At 73.4% G+C, this 16,740-nt stretch carries 14 protein-coding genes; 4 read left to right on the forward strand and 10 right to left on the reverse strand.

The features are described 5' to 3' along the window. Window positions 1-58: 58 nt before the first annotated feature. The 7 genes from IG62_RS0131235 to IG62_RS0131265 all read right to left on the reverse strand — a co-directional run bounded on the left by IG62_RS0131235 (window position 59) and on the right by IG62_RS0131265 (window position 7,139). Window positions 59-1,873 (reverse strand): FAD/NAD(P)-binding protein, encoded by a 1,815-nt coding sequence (locus IG62_RS0131235; RefSeq protein WP_030810930.1) that lies wholly within the window; start codon window positions 1,871-1,873, stop codon window positions 59-61. Window positions 1,874-1,961: 88 nt separating this feature from the next. After that, complete coding sequence (locus IG62_RS47470) at window positions 1,962-2,105, reverse strand: class III lanthipeptide (protein ID WP_158795149.1); 144 nt, start codon at window positions 2,103-2,105, stop codon at window positions 1,962-1,964. An 11-nt stretch (window positions 2,106-2,116) separates the two neighbouring features. Beyond that, window positions 2,117-2,203 carry a class III lanthipeptide gene (locus IG62_RS50305; protein WP_199812550.1) on the reverse strand — a complete coding sequence of 29 codons (87 nt, stop codon included), beginning with the start codon at window positions 2,201-2,203 and terminating at the stop codon, window positions 2,117-2,119. Window positions 2,204-2,326: 123 nt separating this feature from the next. Beyond that, complete coding sequence (locus IG62_RS50310; RefSeq protein WP_199812551.1) at window positions 2,327-2,413, reverse strand: class III lanthipeptide; 87 nt, start codon at window positions 2,411-2,413, stop codon at window positions 2,327-2,329. Beyond that, on the reverse strand, window positions 2,414-5,095 hold the full coding sequence (gene lanKC / locus IG62_RS0131255) for a class III lanthionine synthetase LanKC (protein WP_051798841.1): 2,682 nt from the start codon (window positions 5,093-5,095) through the stop codon (window positions 2,414-2,416). Next, window positions 5,092-5,793 (reverse strand): GNAT family N-acetyltransferase, encoded by a 702-nt coding sequence (locus tag IG62_RS42520; protein ID WP_051798843.1) that lies wholly within the window; start codon window positions 5,791-5,793, stop codon window positions 5,092-5,094. Before IG62_RS42520 ends, lanKC begins: the two co-directional genes overlap by 4 nt. 80 nt (window positions 5,794-5,873) lie before the next feature. Next, the gene (locus IG62_RS0131265) at window positions 5,874-7,139 is read right to left on the reverse strand and encodes a beta-ketoacyl-[acyl-carrier-protein] synthase family protein (protein WP_030810936.1); all 1,266 of its coding nucleotides are present in this window, start codon (window positions 7,137-7,139) and stop codon (window positions 5,874-5,876) included. 450 nt (window positions 7,140-7,589) lie between these two features. On the opposite strand from IG62_RS0131265, the gene IG62_RS0131270 reads away from it, so the two are divergent. After that, on the forward strand, window positions 7,590-7,769 hold the full coding sequence (locus tag IG62_RS0131270) for a DUF5708 family protein (protein ID WP_030810939.1): 180 nt from the start codon (window positions 7,590-7,592) through the stop codon (window positions 7,767-7,769). A 473-nt stretch (window positions 7,770-8,242) separates the two neighbouring features. On the opposite strand, the gene IG62_RS0131275 is transcribed toward IG62_RS0131270, so the two are convergent. Beyond that, window positions 8,243-9,547 (reverse strand): helix-turn-helix domain-containing protein, encoded by a 1,305-nt coding sequence (locus tag IG62_RS0131275; protein ID WP_078872352.1) that lies wholly within the window; start codon window positions 9,545-9,547, stop codon window positions 8,243-8,245. A gap of 472 nt (window positions 9,548-10,019) precedes the next feature. Here IG62_RS0131275 and IG62_RS0131280 point away from each other — a divergent pair, with 472 nt between their 5' ends. Beyond that, on the forward strand, window positions 10,020-10,682 hold the full coding sequence (locus IG62_RS0131280; protein ID WP_051798845.1) for a DUF1707 SHOCT-like domain-containing protein: 663 nt from the start codon (window positions 10,020-10,022) through the stop codon (window positions 10,680-10,682). 14 nt (window positions 10,683-10,696) lie between these two features. Beyond that, window positions 10,697-11,539, forward strand: a complete 843-nt coding sequence (locus IG62_RS0131285; protein ID WP_030810949.1) for an ABC transporter permease — start codon at window positions 10,697-10,699, stop codon at window positions 11,537-11,539. 370 nt (window positions 11,540-11,909) lie between these two features. Here IG62_RS0131285 and IG62_RS0131290 read toward each other — a convergent pair whose 3' ends face one another. Beyond that, on the reverse strand, window positions 11,910-13,640 hold the full coding sequence (locus IG62_RS0131290; RefSeq protein WP_030810952.1) for a thiamine pyrophosphate-binding protein: 1,731 nt from the start codon (window positions 13,638-13,640) through the stop codon (window positions 11,910-11,912). Continuing rightward, window positions 13,637-14,878 carry an aldehyde dehydrogenase family protein gene (locus IG62_RS0131295; RefSeq protein ID WP_051798847.1) on the reverse strand — a complete coding sequence of 414 codons (1,242 nt, stop codon included), beginning with the start codon at window positions 14,876-14,878 and terminating at the stop codon, window positions 13,637-13,639. The genes IG62_RS0131290 and IG62_RS0131295 overlap by 4 nt, the downstream gene beginning before the upstream one ends. 385 nt (window positions 14,879-15,263) lie before the next feature. Here IG62_RS0131295 and IG62_RS49690 point away from each other — a divergent pair, with 385 nt between their 5' ends. Further along, window positions 15,264-16,535: a helix-turn-helix domain-containing protein gene (locus tag IG62_RS49690; RefSeq protein ID WP_267887928.1), complete on the forward strand. Its 1,272-nt coding sequence runs from the start codon at window positions 15,264-15,266 to the stop codon at window positions 16,533-16,535. The last annotated feature ends 205 nt before the right edge of the window (window positions 16,536-16,740 follow it).

The raw sequence follows: 16,740 nt of genomic DNA on the forward strand, positions 1-16,740 counted from the left end.
CACCTGCACCCCCACCGGCCCCTCCCATCCCCCAAGCCGGCTACGTGGGCCCTCAGGCTCAGACATCCGCCAGCAAGCGCCGCGCCACCGCATCGTTCTGGCGGAAGAAGATCGCGTCGGTGCCCGGCCGGGGGAACTGGGCCGGGCCGACGATGACGCGGTCGTGGTGGGTGGTGCCGTGGGCGTCGACCGGGTGCAGGTCGGGGCCGGACAGGCGCAGTTCGCCGGTCGGGGTGCCGTCCTCGGTGCGGGCCTCGGTGAGTTCGCCGCGGGAGAGGAGGGCGCGGAGCAGGGGGTCGGCGATGCGGTCCGGGGCGGGGGCCGCCAACCGGGCGTCGAGGAGGACGGCGGCCTCGTGGGCGGCGCCGGGCACGGCGGGGCTGGTGGCACGGAAGACCGGGACGGTGTCGTCCGTGGCCGACGTCGTGGTCTCCACCCGCATCTGGGGACCCACGAACACCACCACCCCCGCCTCGGCCAGGGCGAGCAGTTGCTCGGCGCGCAGGGGCGGGGGGCCGGAGCTGAGGTACGTGCCGAGGGTGAAACGGCTGAGCGCGTCCGTCAGTTGATCACCGGCCAGGTCGCCGGAACGCCACAGGTCCTCGATGACCGCGCCGGTGCGCTGGAGGCCGTCCACCAGGGCGGTGGTGACGGCCCGGGCCGGGCCGGTGCGGTGGTGGTGGGTCTCGGCGAGGTGCGCCCGCAGCCAGCGCTGGAGGCCGTCGGTGTCGGGGAAGCGGCGGCCGGCGAGCGGGGCGGACAGGCGGTCGAGGTCGAGGCGGTCGGCGGGGTCCGGAACGGCCTCGCGGGCGAGCTTGGCGAGGCGGTCGGCGTCGGTGAGCAGGAGCGCGTACTGGGCGTCGAAGTCGTCCCACGTCATCCGGGTGCGGGCGGGCTGTTCGGCGAAGAGGGCCCGGTAGTGGCACCAGCCCAGCTCGGCCAGGACCAGCGGCCAGACGTCGCGGCCGAAGGTGGCGCCGGGCCGGGACAGCCGGGCGCGGCAGGCGTCGGCGGTGGCGAAGCGTGGCGCGGCGGGACGGGAGGGTGCGGCGGCGCGGGCCGGCTTCGGCGGGAGGGGGACACCGCAGCGGGAGCCCGCGTACAGGCGGGGCTCGCGGCCGGAGGCCAGGTAGCGGAGCCGGCCGTCCGGCGTGCGCTCGAAGCGGCCGCCGCGGCCCTCCGTCAGCAGGGCCAGGCAGTCGATGAAGACCAGGCCGAGGCCGCGGACGACGACCGGCGCGCCGGGCGGTATCGCGTCCAGGGCGGCGGGGTCGGCGGGGCCCGGCCCGATGCGGGTCAGGCCGGGCGGTGCGGGCTCGGTACGCACGTCCGGGTGCCCTTGCGCGAGGACCACCCGGTCGGCGAGGAAGGGGGGGTCGGCGGAGTCGAGGACCACGTGCTGGCGGGTGCCCGGTGCCGCACCGCCCACGGGCGTCCGGCGCAGGTCGATCGCGCGCGCCCGGTGGACGTACAGGCGGACCGAGGACGGTCGCCCGGCCGTCACCGTCTCGAAGAAGTGGCGCAGGTAGCGGCCCTGGTCGCGGCGGGCGGCGTAACCGCCGTCGTGCAGCGGGCCGGTCAGCCAGTCGGCGGTGGTGGGGCCGGGGCGCGGCGGGCCGGCGCAGGAGACGCTCGTGTCGGGGTAGAGGGTGACGTGCTCGGCGGCGGAGTTCATCCACAGCAGGCCGGGCTGGTCGGTGCGCCAGGTGCGGCCGGCGCCCGGCGGGTACGGGTCGACGAGGTGCAGGTCCAGGGGCCGGTCGCCGTACAGGGCAGGGACGTTGGCGAGGATCCGCTCGACGAGTGAGGTGCCGCGGGGGCCGCAGCCGATGATGCAGAGGGAGCGGGGCGCCGGGCCCGTACGGTCGTTCAACTCGGCTCTCCCCCCGAGGAGTTGGGCTTCGCGGAAAAGGGACACCCGGTGGCCCCGTGCCGGGAGCACGGGACCACCGGGCATCGGGTCAGCAGCCGGTGCTGACGGTGGAGCCGAGCGCCTGGGCGTCACGCTCGCCCGGCACCTCCAGACCCTGAAGATCCATGACAGTCATCTCGAACCCCTCCCTTCCGTTGTCCGTTCCGAATGCGTACAGTGCGTAGGACGACACCGAACTCGGTGTCAGCAGCCGCCGCTGACGGTGGAGCCGAGCGCCTGGGCGTCACGCTCGCCCGGCACCTCCAGACCCTGAAGATCCATGACCGACATGTGAACCTCCCTCCGGGGGGTGAGCAGGAGTGGTGGACAGCGCTACTGACGTGTCAGGTGCCGTTGCGGGACACCTGGACCCGACGGGCCGTGCAATGACGGTGCACGGCCCGTCGGCGTCATTCAGCAGCCGGTGCTGACGGTGGAGCCGAGCGCCTGGGCCTCACGCTCGCCCGGCACCTCCAGGCCCTGAAGGTCCATGATGGTCATTTACGACACCTCCCTTCCGTGGTCCGCAGTGCCCTCCGGCCCGGTCGGGACGGTGGGGGTCGTGGCACCGTGGGCACCACGGGCGCGCTCCGGGACGGCCGGTGAACCGGCCGCGGCGGACCGCGGGTCAGGGAGGAACGGGAGCAGTGGTGTGTCCCGTTCGGCGGCGGAGAGCGCCAGCAGTACGCCGGCTCCGCCGGTGGCCACGTCCATGGAGATCCGGGCCCGGCCGTCACAGGGGAAGACCGTTGCGCCGTTCAGCGTCATGGCGTGCTGGTGGAGATTGATCAGATGGCGGCCCAGGTACCGCTCGGCGGTCTCCGGTGGCCAGGGGGCCCGCGCGCGGAGGGTGGCGAGGGTGCCGATGAGACCGGCGCGGCCGCCCCACAGACCCGACTCGATGACGAAGTCGGAGGAGCAGGCCCGGAGCAGACCCGGTAGTGCCTCGCGGAGTCGGGCGTCGTCGCGGTGGCGGAGGAGTTCGGCCGCCACCAGGGCGATGCCCGCGCTGCCGTTGTCGAGGTAGGGCAGCAGCCGGAATCCCTCGTCGACCTGGAGGGTGTCCTGCGGGCCGGGGCCACAGCGGTCGAGGTCGCGGTGGACCGCGCGGACCGCCTCGTCGAGCAGGGCGGCATCGCCGGTCGCCCGGTGGGCGCGGAGCAGGAAGAGCGCGGGGCCCGACCAGCCGTACATCAGGCCGGCGGCGTGGGTGGAACCGCGCCGGCGCTTGCGTTCGACGGGTTCGGTACGGGCCGTGGCGAGCCGCGCCGTGACGCGGTCGGCGAGGCCGAGGGCCTGCTGCCGCAGGGCGTCGTCGTCCAGCGCGTCGGCGAAGTGCAGGAGGTTCAGGCCGACGCCGGACAGGCCGCGGTAGAGGCTGGGGCAGTGGCGTACGGAGAGCCGGCCGGCGGCCCGGTCGAGGGCCTTGAGGGCTCCTTCGTGGTCGCCCAACTCCCGTAGCACGTAGGCGATTCCGTGCAGGCCGTCGTAGAAGCCGGTGCGTTCGGCGGGGACCCGGTCGACGGCGGCGCGCAGCCAGGCCGCGCCCTCCTCGTCGCGTTCCCCGAGGGCGGTGTGGCGGGCCCAGAGGACGCCGGCGGCGCCGTGTGCGAAGCCCGCGCCGCCCTCGGCGAACTGCGCGAAGTCGCCGGGGTGGAGCCGGTCGGTGCGGTGCGGGGTGGCGCTGTCGCGCAGGCCCCGGCCGATCGAGGTCAGCATGTCGGAGGGTGGGAAGGTCTCCGGCAGGCTGCGCAGCGGCGACGTGGTGTTGTCGTTCGGGGCGAGCTGGGGGGCGAGCCGGGACACCAGGTGGCCGGGGAGGCCGAACCGGCGGGCCGCGGTGTCGAGCAGTGCCGACGCCTTGTCGGGGGCCAGTCCGCCGAGCGCGGCGAGCGGCAGGAAGAGCCACAGGGCGATCGCGGCCAGTGCGTAGTGGTCGCCGTCCGCGCCGGTGGCGTCGGCCCGGTGGAAGCCGGGGGCGCCGAGGCTGCTGGGGGTGGCCAGGTCGATCCCGTCGGCCACCTCGAAGTCCAGGAGGACGGGGACGTCGCCGGGCTGGATGATGAAGTTGCCCGGGTGCAGGTCGCCGATGCGTACCCCGCGGTCGTGCACCGAGGCGATCAGCTGCTCGATCCGGCCGAAGAGGGCCAGGGCGCGGTCCCGGTGTGCGGCCACCGCCGCCTCGTCGGGTTCGGGGACGGTCAGCGGGTAGATCCCGGCGAGCCAGGACTGGAAGTCCTGCCCCTCGATGTCCTCCAGGACCAGGAAGAGGTGCTCGCCGGCCTGGAAGGTGCCGAAGGTGCGGGGGATGCCGGGCAGTCCGGCCAGTCGGGTCAGGATCCGGTGCTCGTGGGCGAGCCGGGCGATCGCGTCCCGGCCGACGCCGTCGGTGCCCGAGTACGGCCGGCCCTCCTTGAGGACGACGCTGCGCTGTCCGGCGCCGAGGGCCTGTTCGCCGACCGGTTCGGCGCGGTAGACGCCGCCGCCGTGCGAGAAGTGCAGCGCGCCGGTGATCCGGTACGGGAAGTCGTCCACGGCCTGCCGGGCGGCCAGCGAGTCCTTGAGGACGTCGGGGACGGTGACCCAGTCGGGGGTGTGGAAGACCGGGGTGCGGCGGTCCGGTTCCAGCGTCCCGTCGGGGCGCCGGAAGGCCGTGACCAGCTCGCCGTCGGCGTCCTCCACGTAGCGGGTGCGGAAGCCGCCGTAGCGGACGTACAGCGGGCCCTGGCGGAAGCGCAGGTCGGTCAGGACGTACGGGCCGGGGCGGCCGCCGATGAGCGCGTCCAGTCCTTCGAGGGTGCGGGCCAGTTCGGCGTCGTCCGCGGGGTAGACGGTCAGCAGTTTGCCGGCGGAGGAGCGCTGGGCGTACTTGCGGCTCAGGGCGCGCAGGACGTTGGCGCTCTTGAGGTACTTGAAGGCGATGTCGTGCCGGGCGCAGTAGCCGGCGACGTCGGCGATGGTGCGGGGCGCGTCGTCGGGGGACGCGCTGACGTGGATCTTCCAGCCCTGGTCGGGGAGCCGGTCCTGGGGCGGACGGCAGAAGGTCCAGGCCTCGTTGTCGTCGCGGGTCCAGCCGTCGGGCAGCGGCGGGGCGGGGAAGCGGGTGGCCTCCAGGTCCCAGTTGCCGGGCCAGTCGAAGAAGGTGCGGTCGGCCAGGGCGAAGCTCTCGGCGCCGTCTCTCATGCGACACCCCGCTCGGCCGGCACGACCGTGCCGAGGGTGTCGGCGTCCGGTTCCAGGTAGGGCGTGAGCGCGGTCCGGCCGGCCGTGGCGAGGTGCGCGGCGAGCACCGCCCGGGCCTGCACCTTGTCGTCCTCGGACACGAAGTCCTCCAGCCCGACGGCCAGTACGCGGTTGTCCTCGCTGGGCTTGAGCGAGGCGTAGTGCTCCTCGCGCAGCAGGCCCCACACGATCGCGTCGTGGTACTCGCCGTCGAGGTAGCAGTGGTCCCGCAGGATGCCCTCGACCACGAACGGGGTCTTGGTCATCAGCCGGATGATGCCCTTGTTGTAGCCGGCCGTGGTGACCTGCACGCGGTGGGCGTCGAGCTGGTGGAAGAGGTAGTCGACGAGCAGGACGACGGCCTCCGCGCCGTAGCCGCGGCGCCACAGTTCGGGCGAGCCGATCGCGCCGCCGACGGTCCAGCCGCCGATCCGGCCCGAGCGCTGGTAGCTGACGGTGCCGATGCGGGTGCCGTCCTTGGTGCGGATCACCAGGTGGTGGACCCGGCCGGAGCGGTTGGCCTGCTCGACCTCGGTGGCGCCCAGCAGCTCCCAGTCACCGCTGAGCACGGCCGCCGGCGAGCCGGGGCGCAGCCAGGAGGCGATCGCGGCCCAGTCGTCGTCGCCGGGCCATTCCAAGGTCACCAGTCGTCCCTGCATGGTGCGTCTCCTCCTTCAGTGGTCTCGTGGGTCAGCGGGTGCGGCCGTCACGGGTGCGGCGCCGGGGGGCGCGTACGGGGTCATGTGCGGTAGCGCTTCAGGACGAGGACGGCGTTGTGGCCGCCGAAGCCGAACGAATTGCTCAGCACCACGTCGCCGTCCCACTCCCGGGGGCCCTTGACGACCAGGTCGAGGTCGTCCTCCTCGGGGTGGTCGCAGTTGCGGATCGGCGGGATCGTGCGGTCCCGCAGCGAAAGCACCGCGGCGGCGGCCTCGGCGGCCCCGGAGGCGCCGAGCATGTGCCCGGTCATGCTCTTGACCGCGGTGACCGGCGTACGGCGCAGCTGGTCGGGGCCGAGCACTTCGCGCAGCGCGGCCGCTTCGATGCGGTCGTTGAGGACGGTGCCGGTGCCGTGGGCGCTGACCTGCCCGACGTCGCCGGGGGTCAGGCCCGCGTCGGTGAGCGCCCCGCGCATCGCGCGGACCGCGCCGGCGCCGGTCGGGTCGGGGGCGGTGGCGTGGTGGGCGTCGGTGGTGGCGGCGTAACCGGCGACCTCGGCGAGGATCGTCGCCCCGCGACGTTCCGCGTGGCCGGCCTCCTCCAGGGTCAGGACGGTGGCGCCGACGGCCATCACGAAGCCGTCGCGGTCCCGGTCGAAGGGCCGGCTGGCGCCTTCGGGGTCGTCGTTGCGGCGGGACAGCGCCCGGGCGTTGGCGGTACCGGCCAGGTCGGCGGCGGTCAGGGAGTCGTCCGTGCCGCCGGCCAGGACCACGTCGGCCCGGCCGTGGCGGATCAGTTCGGCCGCCTCGCCGAGGGCCACCGCGCCGGTCGCGCAGGCCGCGGAGATCGCGCAACTGGGGCCGCTGATGCCGTACTTGATGGACAGCAGACCGGCCGGGTGGTCGATGGCGGTGAGGACCGAGTGGTACGGGGAGACCCGCCGCGCGCCCTGGTTCTTGAGCACGTCGTACTGCTGCTGGATGGCGTGGGCGGCACCGTAGCCGGAGCCGATCACCGCGGCGAAGCGGTACGGGTCGACGTCGGCCCTGGGTTCGAGGCCGGCGGCCCGCATCGCCTGGCCGGCGGCGACCACCGCGTACTGCGTGAAGAGGTCGGTGCGCCGGACCTCCTGCGGGGTGAGGAAGCCGGAGCCGGCCGGGTCGAAACCGGTGAGGTCGCCGCCGATCCGGACCGGAAGTCCGGAGGTGTCGAAGCGGGTGAGCGTGGTGACACCGCTGCTGCCGGCGAGGAGGGCGGTCCAGAAGTCTTCGGTGGTGTTTCCCACGGGGGACACCACGCCGCAGCCGGTGACGACGACGCGCCGCCGATCCGTGCGTAACTCCATGAAACGCCTCCTGTTTTTCTGCCCCGTTGTCACGCTCGGGGCGTCCTCATGACCAGAAACATGACAGCTGAGTCATTGGCTTGTCAACAGGTTGCGCGGAGGGCGGTCAGTCAAGGCTCTCCGTCGAGAGGCGCCATCAGGCCCCGCACCAGCGGAAACGCTCTCAGAGCGATGACAGAGGGAGTCAGGAAAATTGACTATGGGGGCGGTGCGAGGGGGTGGGAAGGGGGGCGGGGTCGCTAGCCCGCGGGATCCGGGGGCGCGCGCCCCACGGCCCCCGGGCAGGACCCGGCGTACATAGAAAGTGACAGACCGCGGGCGGGAAAGTGCCTACCTGCGGACGATCCGGAGGCTGCGCCGTAACGGGACGCTGGTGACTGCACCGCCCCGCGCCGACCGGCCGGGGCGCCATGACCGGGACCATCACCGGGCGAGGAGACGAGGGAACCGATGAAGGGTTTTGCGGTAGGCATTGTTCTGGCGGTCGTCGGGCTGGTCCTGTGGCTGACCACAAAGGAAGTCGAGACGCCGATCTTCTCCCTGTCCAAGGCGGGACTCATCCTGGCGATCGTGGGTGGCGCGGAGGCACTGTTCGCGCTGCTCGGATTGGGAAAGAAAGCTAATAAATGAATGCGTCAATTACCCGCAATAACGACATAAGGGCATAGCGTCCCAAGGGCCCATAGCGCCGCCGCGGCGTCTTTCCGTCCGGCGGCCGCCGGGCCACTTTTGCGACCGGTCGCACCGCACATTCCGTTCACCAGCCATGTATATGCGGACCGCGGCCTTGCTTTTGTGCTCAACCACTACGGTGCCGATGCGGCCGTCCGCCGGGCTTTTCCGGCCGCCGGCCGCGCATCTGCGATTGCCGGGTTTGCTTTCGCATTCGCCGGGTGCCCGCGAGGGGCCCGCTTTCGCGCTCGCCGGACGTCTTCGACCGGCCGCTCACGCGCTCCTCGGAGCGATGTCGGAGCTGCTTCGGAGCGACGTCACAGCTGCCGCAGAGCCACTTCAGGGCACTGCGGAGAGGGCTACCGAGAGAGCCACGCGAGGGCTGCGTGGGAGCTACGTGGGAGCTACGTGCGGGCTGGTGCAGAGCCGCTTCAGCGCTGCTCTTGCGGCTGCCGGTCCCGGCTTTCGGCGAGCTGGACGAGCCGTTCTTGGGCCCGCTCGGCGTGCCGGTACGCCTGGGCCCGGCGGAACAGGTCGGCGGACTGCCGGTAGTGCCCGGCCGCCCGCTCGCGGTCCCCCACCCGCTCGCACGCCGCCGCGATCTCCCAGAGCGCGGCGGCCTTCTCGTGGCTGCGGCCGGTCTCGGGCAGCGCGGCCAGCTCCGCGCCCAGGGCGATCAGCCGGCCCCGGTCGCCGGACGCCTCCGCGCAGACCGCGTCCGCGGTGGTGAGCCAGAGCGGGAATTCCGGCTCCTGCGCCACCGAGGCGACCACCAGCCCGCGTTCGACGATGCTGCGCGCCGCCGCCGGATCACCGCGGTGCAGCAACAGCAGGGCGTACTGGCCGTTGACCTTCTCCCACAGCGGAAACCCGGCCGCCGGGGTGACCCGGCGCGCGCAGGCGCCCAGCAGCTCGGTGGCGCGCTCCCACTCACCGCGGTCGCGCAGCGCGAGGGCCCGGTGCAGGTCGATGGTGGCGCGCGGCCCGGGGAGGACGCCGTCGGCCGGCGGGCGGGGGTGCTCGGGCTCGGGGGCCCAGTCCGGGCAGCCGCTCCAGTAGGCGCAGCGGGTGAGCACGTCGAGGACGAGCAGCAGGTGGAAACCGGTGCCGGGGCCGGTGGCCGGGCCGGTGCCGGGGCCCTGGGCGGTCCGGCGGTCGGTGCATTCGAGGTAGCCGGTGAGGGCGTAGCGCAGCCCGTCCTGCACCCGGCCGGCCGATTCCAGCAGGTCGGCGAGGGCGATCAGGGCGCGCAGCCGGGCCTCGGCGTACGGCGCGGGGGCGAGGGTGTCCAGCATCCGCAGCAGGACGTCGGCGCCCTCGTCGGCGCGGCCGAGCGAGCCCAGTATTTCGGCAATGGCGAGCTGCGCCTCGGTAAATACGTCGTCCTGCCGGCCGGCGGGCTCCATCGAGGCCAGTGCACGGAATTCTGAGAGCGCTCCCTCGGCGTCGCCGCCCTCCCATTGCCGGCGGGCCGCGACCAATCGTCCGACCAGGTCCAGCCGGCGGGCCAGGCCCGGGCTTTCGGCCGGCTGGGGGCTGCTGGAGATTTCGTCCACGCCGACGCCGAGGCGGGCCGCGAGGATCTTGAGCGCCCGGCCACTGGGAATGCGCTTCCCGCGCTCGACCAGCGAGATGTAGCTGGACGACATTTCGGACCCGGCAAGGTCGTGCTGTGTCATTCCCGCGCTGACCCGAAGCTCTTTGATTCGCCGCCCGGTGTCCGCCAGCTCAGGCATTCGACAAACCCTCCGGATTTCGAACAGTGGATGACTCCGGCCGGTCGGATCAAATCGCCGAGTCACAATGAGTGCTGGGTACTTTACCAAGCAGTCAAGAAGAAGTCGACCGATATTCGGATTCCTTCACCGTTCTTCACCGGGGGTCACCGAGATCATTTCCCGCGTGACTACGGGAGCAGAAAACCGGCCGCCGAGTACAGGAAAGCCGGGGAAGTCCGCGTCCACCGGTCCGCCCATCTCCCGGAACCGTCGCGCGCGGCCGGCCCTCCCCCCGGCGGACCCCGCCGACCCCCGGACGCGGCGTACGGCGCGTACGCCGCGGGTACGCCGCGTACGCCGAACTGTGTGGCCGGGGCCCCGGGTCAACCTTTCGATGTAGTACCCCGCGGCGATGCCCGCGCCCCGCGCGACGTGGTGCGATGACCACGCACACGCCCCACCACCGCCGGACCCCGCGGAGGCACCATCCATGACCCAGCCCCATCGTCCCGACCTGACCAAGGATGTGGCCTCCGCAGCCGCCTCCCCCGCCGCGTCCGCGCGCTCGGTGCTGGCGTCGGACGCCGAGCGGGAGGCCATGGTCGAGCGGCTCAGAGAAGCCACCGCGGAAGGGCGGTTAACCCTTGAGGAGCTCGCCGAGCGCTCCGAGGCGGCGTATCTCGCCCGGACGCGCGAGGAGTTGGCGTCCGTGGGCGAGGACCTGCCCCATGTCACGGCCCCGCCGACCACCGGCTCCGGACAGCGCTCCTTCCGTGCCCTCTTCGGTGACCTCGTCCACCACAGCCCCGCACTGGAACACGGCATCGAGGCCACCGCGGTCCTCGGCGACATCACCCTCGACCTGTGCGCCTCCCCCGCACCGCCGACCGGTGAGCTCACCATCGAGGCCAAGGCGATCGTCGGCGATGTGCATCTGCTGCTCCCCGAGGGCGTCCGGGTGGAGATGAACTGCAGCTCGGTCTTCGGCGACCTCCGCGATCTGACCCGGGCGCACTCCGGTCCGGAATCCGTCACCCCGCTCATCCGCGTGAAGGGCTCCGCCGTCTTCGGCGACATCATCGTCGCGCACCCCAGCAGCGACCGCCGCTCGTACTGGCAGAAGTGGCTGGACGAACGCCGCGGCCGGGCCTGACCGGAGGAACAGCCGTGACGACCCTTCAGGCCGCGCCCCGTCCCGAGGCGCCCGCCGCCCTCCTCGACGAGGGCCGGATCGGGCTGCGTGCGACGGCCCGGCACACCGGCGCGCTGGTCCGCCGCAACCTCCTCCAGATCCGGCAGAACCCGGAGTCGATGACCGACGCCCTGCTGATGCCGATCGTGCTGACGCTGCTGTTCGTCTACGTCTTCGGCGGGGTGATCGGCCGCGGCGGCAGCCGCGCGCAGTACACCGCCTTCCTGGTGCCGGGCCTGATGGTCATCCTCGGCATGACCATCGCCATGGCCGTCGGCACCGGCGTCAACGACGACTTCCGCAGCGGTGTGATGGACCGCTTCCGCACGATGCCGATCGCCCGCTCCTCGATACTCCTGGCCAAGGTCGTGGTGGAGACGGGCCGGATGCTGGTCGCCATCACGGTCCTGCTGATCGTCGCCGCCCTGCTCGGGTTCGACTTCTCCGGCCGCTGGCCCGGTATAGCCGCGGCCATCGGTCTGACCACCCTCTTCGGCACGTCGCTGATCTGGATCTTCATGCTCCTCGGCCTGACCCTGCGCACCGCACAGGCCATCCAGGGGCTCTCGGTGATCGTGCTGACCCCGCTGCAGTTCGCCTCCTCGATCTTCGTCTCGCCCACGACGATGCCGGACTGGCTGGCCGCCTTCACCCGCGTCAACCCCCTGACCCACATGGCCGACGCGGCCCGCGGCCTCGCCCTGGGCGAGGGGCCGGTGGCCGGCCCGGTGCTCTGGACAGTGGTGTGGTCGGTGGGCCTGACCGCGCTCACCGCCCCGCTGGCCGTCACCAAGTTCCGCCGCAAGACCACGAGCTGACACCGATCCGTACGAACGGGAGCGCATCCCCCGTGCACGCCCTCGGCGTGGCTCCCTCCGTACGAAGAAGACGTGGACCGGCCCCGCCCGGCTGCCCCCGGGCCGGGGAAGGGGCCGGCCCACGCACACCCTTCCGGCCGTGCACGCCGTAGATGCCCGGCGTAGAGGCCCGCTCTGTAGATGCCTGGCGTAGATGCCCGCTCTACAGATGCCCGGCCGTAGCTGCCTCGCTCTGTAGACGCCCGGCCGTAGATGCCCGCCCCGTGGGTGCCCGGTTGCCCCGCAGGCCCCGTATACGCACGCGGGGGCCGCGCCGCCGATGGCAGCGCGGCCCCCAGGTACGTGCCGGGTGCCGGGTTCCGGCCGGTGGCTAGGCTTCCTCCTCCTCCGCCCGCTCCGGGAAGTCGCCCGCCGCGCCCGTCATCCCCGGTGGGGTGTCCGCCAGCGCCACCGCCACCTCGACGACGGAGGTGGTGCCGGCGGCGACCTCGCGCCAGGCCGCGGCCAGCGCCTCGGGCAGCCGGTCGGGGTCCGTCACCCGGCGGTGGCCCAGGCCGTAGGCGCTGGTCAGGCCGTCGGTGCCGGTGGGCCGGGGGCGGGTGAAGGCGAAGCGGGAGTCCGGGCCGGAGACCCGGTCGAGGTTGGACTGCAGCCAGCCGTAGCCGCCGTTGTCCAGGACGACGTAGAGGACGGCCGCGCCGGCGTCCGCGACCGTCGGCAGTTCGGCGCGGAAGAGGTGGAAGGCGCCGTCGCCCACCACCGCGACCACGGGGCGACCGGCCGGCTCGGCCAGCCGTACGCCCACCGCGGCCGCCGCGCCGAAGCCCAGCGGCGTCTGCTCGCTGGGGACGACGGAACCGCCGCCGGCACCGAGCGCGTAGTGCGGGAAGAAGTACGACCACATGTCCTGCAGGCCGTTCTCCTGGACGAGGACCCGGTCGGCGGGGACGGCCCGCTCCAGCTCGGCCAGCACCCGGGCGACCGGGACGGTACCGTCCGGCGCCCGCTTGCCGGCCTCCTCGGCCCGGTCCGCGGCACGCTGCGCCAGCGCCGCCCGCACGGAGCGGACCCGCTCGGCCCAGGCCCCGTCCGGCCGGTGCCCGTCGAGCAGCCCGGCCCAGCCGTCCACGGTCGCCGCCACGTCCGCCAGGACGTACGCCCCCGGACGGTCCAGGACCAGGCTCTCCTCGCCCAGGACGGCCTGCACGACGGGGAGTTGGTCCGCGCCCTCCGGCCAGCCGAAGGTCGCCGTCTCCTCCAGGCGGCTGCCCAGCGCGACGACCAGGTCCGCCTCGCGCCACAGGGCGTCCACGGGCGCGACGGTGTAGAGGCCGCTGACGCCGCAGTGCAGCGGGTGGTCCTCGGCGACGGTGCCGCGGCCGGAGGCGGTGGTGAAGATCCCGGCGCCCAGCCGCTCGGCGAACCGTTCGATCCGGCGGTCCGCGTTCCGCTGCCGGGCGCCCCCGCCGACCAGCAGCAACGGCCGTTCCGCCGCGGCGATCCGGGCCGCGGTCGCGGCCAGCGCGGCGGGGTCGGGGGCCGGCCGCTGGGGCACGGCCGGCCGCCAGGCAGCGGTACGGGGGACGGGTTCGCCGGCGATCTGCTCGGCGAGTTCGACGTAGACCGGCCCGGGCGTGCCGTTGACGGCGAGCGCGGCGGCCTTCTCCAGGGCGCCCGGCAGCCGCTCGGCGTGGTCGACGCGGACCGCCCATTTCACGTACGGGCGGACCGCGGCCAGCTGATCGAGCTCCTGGAAGGCGCCGGTGCCGACCCGGTCCAGCCGGGTGCCGTCGGCGATGAGGATCAGCGGTACGGCGGCGGAGCGCGCCTCCAGCAGGCCGGTGAGCGCATTGGTCACCGCCGGGCCCTTGCCGATCACACAGACCCCGGGGCGGCCGGCGGCGAGCGCGTAACCGGTCGCCATGAAGACGGCGTTGCGCTGGTCGCGGCAGAGCACCACCCGGACGTCGGAGTCTTCCAGCGCACCGAGCGGCGCCATGTCGTCACCGGGCAGCCCGAAGACCGCGGTGGTGCCGAGGTGGTGGAGGTGGTCGGCGATCGCCGCCCAGGCGGACGGGTGGGCCGCGGTGTCCTGGCTCATCGGTCACCGCCCGGACGGTAGGCGGCGACGGCCTTGGAGACCAGTACGGGTTCGGCGCGCACTTCCTGGCCGTCGGAGATGTAGTTGGCCATCCGGCCGTAACCGCCGAAGGGGGCGTTGCCGTCGTCGATGGACAGCAGGGTGGTGTCCAGGGTGACGGTGGTGCGGCGGCGCAGTGCCTGGACGAGGGCGGGGGCGTGGCCGTAGACGCTGGAGCCGAGGGCGCGTTCGGTGAAGGTGCCGGTGGTCAGGGTCGCGGCGAGCGCGTCCTCGTCGCGGTAGGAGGCGACGTTGAAGATCGGGGCGAAGAACTCCGGCACGTGGGTGCGCGGGGTGACCTCCTCGCCGACGACGACGGTGGGGTCGAGGCGGCGGGCCCGGAAGTCGACGTGTCCGCCGTGCACGATGCCGCCCCGGTTGCGGGCGAGGAACTGCGCGCCGTCCTCCAGCGCGTTCTCGTAGAAGATCGGCCCGAAGTCGGCGTCCGGGTCGGTGTACGGGCCGTAGCGCAGCCCCTTCAACTCGCCGACCAGGGCGTCCACGAACGGGTCGAGCAGCGACTCGTGGACGCTGAAGAGGTCCGGGCCCAGGCAGTCCTGGCCGGTGTTGAGCACGCGGATGGCGAGCGCGTCGCGGGCGGCCCGTTCGACGTCGGCGCCGGGGGCGACCACGAACGGGTTGACGCCGGAGCCGAGGAAGAGGAACAGCTGCCCGGGGGAGAGCCGGGCGCGGATCTGCTCGGCGTTGGCGTAGGCGCCGGTGAAGACGACGACGTCGGCCGGGCCGACGTGGTCCTGGAGGAACTCGCGCTGGCTGGCGGTGCTGAGGGTGATGGGCAGGCGGTGCTGCTCGGCGAGCAGGGCGTGCAGCCGGCACATCTGGTCCTTGACGCGGCTGGAGGGGCGGAAGACCAGCCGCTCGGTGTAGAGGGCGGGGACCAGGAGGTAGAGGGCGTAGGAGTAGAGGATGACGTTCGACGGCATGAAGGCGGCCAGCCGGGGGACGCGACCGGGCCGGTGGGTGGCCACCTCGTCCAGGGCCCCGTCGAGGGTGGCGACGGTGGACTCGATCTCGTAGCGCGCGGCGCGGTGGGTGGAGATCTCGCACAGCAGCGCGTGCACGGTGTCGGCGTTGTCCACCAGAAAGTCCCGGACCCGGTGCACGGCCGCCGCGCGTCGGCCGTCGACACGGTCCTCCGGCTCGGCGGCCACGGTCGGCCATGCGGGAGCGGAGCTCATATGTCCCTCCTCGGGGCGTAGTCCATGGAGGGTCAGCGTCAGCCAATTGTCATTTATTGTCAAGTAAAGTCATTGCACTCGACTGGCCATTGTGACAAGCGCCTCCCGTCACGCCCCGTCCACAACCGCCGTCGCGGCCCCGGCGATGCTCCCCCCACGGGCCCGAACACGCCTCCGAACTGTCGCAATGCCCGTCGCACGGGCAAGAGGAATGCCGACCTCCGTAAGTGACAAAAAATGACTCCCCGGCGGTACGAAGGTCGTCCACAGGGGCCCCCGCGCGGGCGTCCGGTGAGTAGACTCCCCGTCATCACGTTCCACCGTCCGGCGCCGTCCGTACACCGTCACTGTCCGTCCACCCAACTCAACTGCGAGCGATTCCTTGGTGATTGAGCAGCCTGCTTTCGGGAAGCGAGTGCGGGAGGTCCGCCGCGCGCAGGGCCTGTCCCAGGGGGACCTCGCCGGGGGCGATCTCTCGCCCAGTTACGTCTCGCTGGTCGAGAACGGCCGCCGGATCCCGAGCGCCAAGATCGCCCGGTCGATCGCCGAACGGCTCGGCACGACCGTCGAGGCGCTGAGCGCCACCGAGGAGCCCGGCGCCCGGCTGACCCAGCGCCTCGGCCTGGTCGGCCAGTTGGTGGCCGCCCGCGCCAGCCAGCTGGCCGGCGACTGGGCGGCGGCGCGCCGCCAGCTGGAGGCCGTGGTGGAGCAGGCCGGCGCCGACCAGGACGAGGTGCGCTGGGAGGCCCACTGGGAGCTGGCCACCGTCCTCGGGCGGCTGGACGAGCCGGCCCGCCATGAGGCCGCACTGCGCCGGCTGCTCGACGATCCGCTCACCCGCACCGCGCCGGTGCTGCACGCCCGGGTCGCCATCGAACTCGCCCAGCTGCTGCGCACCGAGGGCCGCCTCCCCGAGGGCGTCCGCTTCGCCGAGGAGGCCGTACGGGTCACCGCCGACCTGGAGCCCGGCCGCCCGGAGCGGGCCCAGGCCCGGATGGCGCTGCTGTCCGCGTCCGTGGACAGCGGCGAGTGGAGCCGCGCCGAGCAGCTCGGCGCGGAGCTGCGCGCCGAGGCCGCACCGCTCCCGGCCGGCGAACTGCGGGCCGGCGCCCTGTGGGCGGTGGCCGGTGCGCAGTATCTGGCCGGGCACCCGGACGAGGCCCTGGAACTCCTCACCGAGGCCGAGGACCTGCTCGCCACGACCGACGGCGTACGGCTCCGCCTCCGGCTGGCCCGCGCCCGTACGCTGCTCGCGCTCGCGGCGGGCCCGGCGGACGAGGCGGACGCCCTGCTCACCCGCGCCCGGCAGGCCACCGCGCTGGTCGGCACCCCCTCGTCCCGGACCTGGCTGGCCGTGCTGGAGACCGCCGCGGCACTGCGCCACGACGACGGACCGGCGGCCGCCGGCCACGCCGCGCAGATCGACCTCACGGCCGGTGACCTGTCACCGCTCGACCGGGCCCGCTGTCTGCTCCACCTGGCCCGCGCCCACCGCGCGGACCACCACGAGGAGGCCGCCGAGGCCGACTTCAAACTGGCCGCCGAGGGCTACGAACAGGCCGGCGCCTTCCGCCTGGCCTTGGAAACCTGGCGCGAACTCACCGCGGGCACGGGCCGCACGGGGGGCACGGACCCGCATGCGGTGCTCATGCCGTAACGCTTTGCGGCGCCTCCCCACGTACCTGGCCGTCCCGCCGTGGGGGTTGCTCGCGGTTGCGCTTTGCGGGGCCTCCCACGTACCTGTCTGTCCCGCCGCGGTTGTTGCTCGCCGTTGCGCTTTGCGGCGCCCCGCACGTAGCCGTCTCTCCCGCCGCGGGGCTCGCTCGCCGTTGCGCCTGCGGCGGGCTGGGTTTGTGGTGGGT

This window comes from Streptomyces sp. NRRL S-337 (assembly GCF_000720175.1).
Taxonomy (GTDB): domain Bacteria; phylum Actinomycetota; class Actinomycetes; order Streptomycetales; family Streptomycetaceae; genus Streptomyces; species Streptomyces siderophoricus.

Bases quoted from the DNA above. Each gene is read 5' to 3' on its own strand.
- IG62_RS50305 (WP_199812550.1), bottom strand. From the start codon at position 2,203: ATGTCGGTCATGGATCTTCAGGGTCTGGAGGTGCCGGGCGAGCGTGAC.
- IG62_RS0131275 (WP_078872352.1), bottom strand. From the start codon at position 9,547: ATGCCTGAGCTGGCGGACACCGGGCGGCGAATCAAAGAGCTTCGGGTC.
- IG62_RS0131290 (WP_030810952.1), bottom strand. From the start codon at position 13,640: ATGAGCCAGGACACCGCGGCCCACCCGTCCGCCTGGGCGGCGATCGCC.
- IG62_RS0131265 (WP_030810936.1), bottom strand. From the start codon at position 7,139: ATGGAGTTACGCACGGATCGGCGGCGCGTCGTCGTCACCGGCTGCGGC.
- lanKC (WP_051798841.1), bottom strand. From the start codon at position 5,095: ATGAGAGACGGCGCCGAGAGCTTCGCCCTGGCCGACCGCACCTTCTTC.
- IG62_RS42520 (WP_051798843.1), bottom strand. From the start codon at position 5,793: ATGCAGGGACGACTGGTGACCTTGGAATGGCCCGGCGACGACGACTGG.
- IG62_RS0131295 (WP_051798847.1), bottom strand. From the start codon at position 14,878: ATGAGCTCCGCTCCCGCATGGCCGACCGTGGCCGCCGAGCCGGAGGAC.
- IG62_RS0131270 (WP_030810939.1), top strand. From the start codon at position 7,590: ATGAAGGGTTTTGCGGTAGGCATTGTTCTGGCGGTCGTCGGGCTGGTC.
- IG62_RS50310 (WP_199812551.1), bottom strand. From the start codon at position 2,413: ATGACCATCATGGACCTTCAGGGCCTGGAGGTGCCGGGCGAGCGTGAG.
- IG62_RS0131280 (WP_051798845.1), top strand. From the start codon at position 10,020: ATGACCCAGCCCCATCGTCCCGACCTGACCAAGGATGTGGCCTCCGCA.